The sequence below is a fragment of the Cellulophaga sp. F20128 genome, assembly GCF_023015805.1.
Classification (GTDB): Bacteria; Bacteroidota; Bacteroidia; order Flavobacteriales; family Flavobacteriaceae; genus Cellulophaga.
Window position 1 is genome coordinate 1 of sequence record NZ_JALKBA010000079.1, and the last position, 503, is coordinate 503.

Here is a 503-nt window from a genome sequence, read left to right on the forward strand (position 1 = left end):
AAGAAATATATATCATTTAAAACTCTGTCAGTTTTATCTAAACCTCTAATACCATAATTTGCACTTAACAAATTTGCTTGTTTGTTTATAAAAGTTAAACTACCGTCTTTAGCCGCAGTATTGTGTGATTTACCAGATGAAGATCCATTTATAATATCAAAATCAACTTGACGCGTTCCTTCATTGATCATTCCTTGTCCTTCATTTAATGCATCCGGTATGCTATCATACATAAGCCCAAGACCAGCACCTGCTAATATAGCTCCAAAACCTGTAGTTCCTAAGGCAGAGGCTCCTACAACCGCAACAGTTCCAATGCCAAGTTGTAGCACATTTATATTAAACTTTCTTGCTCTCTCATTTAATTCGGCGTGATCTTTATTACTTATTGAACTTTGTGAATTAATAATTTCGTTAAAAACTTCATTATTCGCTTCAAAAAAAAGAGCTATCGCCTGTTTTTCGTCTTCAGTGGCATTTGCAAAAATATTCTCAAGAATAGC

At 34.0% G+C, this 503-nt stretch carries 1 protein-coding gene; it reads right to left on the minus strand.

From position 1 onward, the window contains the following. Positions 1-503: hypothetical protein (locus MWU65_RS17550; protein WP_247079970.1), on the minus strand; the 503-nt coding region annotated here is incomplete at both ends.